Source organism: uncultured Campylobacter sp., assembly GCF_905371695.1.
Lineage (GTDB): Bacteria > Campylobacterota > Campylobacteria > Campylobacterales > Campylobacteraceae > Campylobacter_A.
This window is the reverse complement of sequence record NZ_CAJPMA010000121.1, coordinates 1-3901: the sequence shown is the minus strand read 5'-3', so window position 1 is coordinate 3901 and position 3901 is coordinate 1. Positions and strand designations below refer to the sequence as shown.

Genomic DNA, 3901 nt, shown 5'->3' with positions numbered 1-3901 from the left:
TTTACGCGAGCGTTACGATATTCCGCTTGGCAGACGGCGGCGTCGCTCCGTTTAGAACGCACGCTAAAACCTACGCCGCCGCGGATAAAACCGAACGCGCCGTTTCGGTAGCTATCGACGCGCCGCAAACCGTAAGGAGCAACCAAAACGTTAAAATTTCCGTAAAAACCGCGCCTAACGCCGACGTGAGCATATTTGCGGTAGATCTGGGCGTACTAAATATAACAAACCAAAGCTCGCCGACTCCGCTTAAATTTTTTGACGTCAAATTAGCCGACGGCGTATTTGATTACGACTTTTACGACGAGCTAACAGGGTACAAAGTAGCGGGCAAGACTCTAAATTTCGGCGGCGATACGGCTATGATGAGGATGTCTGCGATGCTTGAAAAGCACGATAGCCTAGTCGATAAGAAAAATATAAAAACCTTCGCCCTAGCCGCAAGAGTAAAAGCGGACGCAAACGGCGAGGCAAGCTACGAGTTTAAAACGCCTAGCGGCTTTAACTCCGCTATCCGCGTAGACGCTATCGCGGCGACCGCTACGCAGATAAACGCTGCTAGCTCGCAGGTAGTAGTAAAGGATGACGTAGTAGTTAAACCTAGCGTGCTAGCGTATCTGTTAGAAGGCGACGAGATCGAGGCTAGCCTAAGGCTAATTAATACGACCGCGCAGGATAAAAACGTAACGATCGCGGTAAAATCAAGCGAAAATTTAGAGCTTACGAGCGATAAAAACGTAACGCTAAAAGCGCAAGAAAACAAAAATTTACGCTTACTTGTTAAGGCCAAAGAGCGCGGTAAGGCGAATTTTGAAATTCTAGCCGACGACGGATCGCATACGTTTAGCAGCGTTCAAAATTTAGACGTCATACCGCCTTATCCTTTAAGCACCTACGCAAAAAGCGTAAGCCTGAGCTCGGCGCGGGAATTTAAGCTTCCAAAAGGCTTTACTACTATAAATATCGACGCTTCGACGTCGGCGTCGAGCTTGCTTACGAATTTATCTAAAAATTTGATATCCTATCCTTACGGATGCGCCGAGCAGCGAGCCAGCAAGCTTTTAGCGCTTCTAAACGCAAAACCAGCTAACGACGACGAGGCCAAAGACCGCGAGCGCTTTATAAAGCTAGGTATAAGCGAGCTTCTTAAAATGCAGAAAAAGGGAGGATTTTTCGGCTATTGGAACGAGATGAGCGACGTAAATTTATTTGCTTCGATCTATGCCGCAGACGTGCTAAGCCAGCTTGATAAAGGCGGCTTTAAACTAGACGCCAATACGAAAAAGCGCATAATTAACGGCCTTAGCACTAGCGTCGGCGGGGAATTTGCTATCTACGCGCTTTACGTAAAGGCTAAATTAGGCTCGTTCGATCGCTCGGAAATCAATCAAATTTACGACGCCAAGGAGTATAAACGCAGCGCTCTTTCAAGGTATTTAATGGCCGCGACGCTAAAAATGGCGGGGCTTGACGACGAGGCTAAAAGCGCGCTAAAAAACGTAGAAACGAACGAAAAATACGGCGACGGACTAGACTTCGGCTCGCAGCTGCGCGACAAAGCCTTCGTGCTTTATCTGCACGCTAGCTATTTCGAGAAAAACGAATTTTCGGACGCGCTGGCAAATTCTTTAATAGAAAAGCTAGATAGCGCCGCCTCCACGCAAGAGCGGGCGTTTGCGCTGCAAGCGATTAGAGCGTATTTCGGCGACGATAAAAAGCCCGCGAAATTTAAGCTCTCTTACGACGGTAAAACGGACGAATTCGAAGGCAAATTAAGCGTAGGCTTTACGAGTAAGGACGGCGCGTTTAAGATCGAGCCGCAAGCGCCTATGTTTATTAGCGTCAGCTCAAACGCCTACGTGCCGCTGCAAAGACACAAAAAAGAGCCGCGTGAGCTTGATATTTACCGCACGTTCGTAAACGAAAACGGCAAAGAGATCAATCTCGACGAGTTAAAAATAGGCGATAAAATTTTCTCCAAAGTCGAGCTGTCGGCTAAAAGCGGTATAAAAGTCGGCGTAATAAACGAGATAACGAGCGCGTGCTTTGAAGCGATAAACGAAAATTTAAGCCCTATCGCGCGTAAAGAAGCGGTTAAAAATTCGCTCGAAATTTCGTATCAAACGATCAAAGACGATCGCGTGATAAGCTTTTATAAACTAGATGCCGGCGGGCAAGCTACGATCTACACGCCTTACCGAGTGGTGCTTGGCGGCAAATGCGCGCTAGCGGCGGTAATTAGCGAAAATATGTATAACGAAACGCAAACCGACTACGATCTAGCGCAAAAAAGCTTTAACGTAAAATAATCTCGGGGGCTTTGCCCCCTATTCTACTTTTACTACTTAAATTATATTTCGGAAATTTAGGCGTTTAGCCTTTTTGGATACGGTAAAAAGTCTCGAACGCGGAACGGAAAGAAAAACCCTGCGCCGCGCCGAAATTTAAACTAAGGCTTTTTGATGATAAATCTAAGCGTCGGGCCGTCTTGCTCGATTTTAAGTACCTCAAAGCCCCTGTTTCTCGCGTCGTAAGGGATCGAGTTTATCGCCTGCGGGCAGTCGCAAAGCACTTCTAGCACCTCGCCGCTTTTCATTTTCGGTAGGATTTCTAGCGTCGCAACGGCGGGCATCGGGCAAGCCTCGCCTAGGATATCGAGCGTATAGCTTATTTCAAAATCGTCTTCATGCATCTTAGTAGCCTCCTTTGGCGAAGAAATTTCGTTTGTAGATAAACACCAGCAGTAGCGCCGAAACAAATAAACACAAATTTACCGCTAAGCCGCCCAGCGGACCGAATACCTCTAAAAGCTGGATTTTTGGGCCGTCTTTGATCCATGCCGGGATGAGATCGTAACTAAGAGCTAACACCATGGTTCCTACGACGTTTGCGACGCCCACGATCATAAAGTGCAGCTGTCCCTCGGTGGCTCTATATGTCCAGCCGCACTCGCAGCCGCCCGCAAATACGATGCCGAAACCGAACAAAAACGCTCCGATCGCAACCGCCGGCGAGAAATTCGTAACTTTGCCGACGTAGCCGTTTAGCATCAGCACGAAAACGATGAGCGTGGCGATTATCATGCCGTAAAAAGCGCCCTTGGTCGCGACGTCCCTGCCGAATAAAAACAGGTCGCGAAAGCACGAAGTAAAGCAAATTTGACCCTTTGAGATGATAAAGCCGAAAACTAGTCCAAAAAGTAGTCCAAGCGGCAAGATGCTGGCCTTGACTTTTAGATCTAGCGCCGGCGCCTGCATCAAAAGATACGCAAACCAGATAATCGCTAAAATCGCGATAATCACGCCGATGGCGAAATTTCGGTCGGCGCGGCCTTTGTCGTGCGTCGTGCCCTTGCCTTTTAGGCCGAAGTTTTTAAGCTCGGTTTTAGGCATAAAGATAGGCAGCTTGCCGACCTTGACGGCGACGTAGATGCCAAGCACCATAAACACGGCAAAAAGCCATGTATGTAGCGAAAAATACGGCAGTCCGGTGAAAAAATCAAGCAAGTTGCAGCCAAAGGCTAGACGCGCGCCAAATCCCGAAAGCAAGCCGCCGACGATAGCTTGAAAAACGCGAATTTTGCTTGCGGGTAGGCGAAATTTGACTTTATTTGCCATAAATGCCGCGATCGTAGCGCCGACAAACATGCCTATTAGCATAAGTCCCTCAAAGCGTGTGAGCGGGCTACCGTCAAGGTTCGTGATCTTGTAGTAGGAGTAGCCGCTAAGATCCATCCCGAAAAGCTCCAAAAACTCGCCGCCCCAGCGCGTCATCTCGCCGGTTACCGCCCATCCGCCGCCGAAAATCCCGAAATACACGGTTGCGACGATGGCTAGGATAATCATCGCCTGCCCGACGTTCCAGAAATTCGTTAGATATTTCGTTCTAAATTCTTTAAACA

3 protein-coding genes are annotated in these 3901 nt (G+C 48.3%); 1 reads left to right on the top strand and 2 read right to left on the bottom strand.

Features of this window, described 5'->3' with window-relative positions; all coding sequences use genetic code 11:
• Positions 1–2309 (top strand): alpha-2-macroglobulin family protein (locus tag QZ147_RS08615; RefSeq protein WP_295149358.1); only part of this gene is annotated, 2309 nt, incomplete at its 5' end.
• Positions 2310–2449: 140 nt separating this feature from the next.
• On the opposite strand, the gene yedF is transcribed toward QZ147_RS08615, so the two are convergent.
• Together yedF and yedE are read right to left on the bottom strand one after the other, a co-directional pair.
• On the bottom strand, positions 2450–2692 hold the full coding sequence (gene yedF, locus QZ147_RS08610) for a sulfurtransferase-like selenium metabolism protein YedF (protein ID WP_004323059.1): 243 nt from the start codon (positions 2690–2692) through the stop codon (positions 2450–2452).
• Position 2693: 1 nt separating this feature from the next.
• Positions 2694–3901 (bottom strand): selenium metabolism membrane protein YedE/FdhT (gene yedE, locus QZ147_RS08605; RefSeq protein WP_295149355.1); only part of this gene is annotated, 1208 nt, incomplete at its 5' end.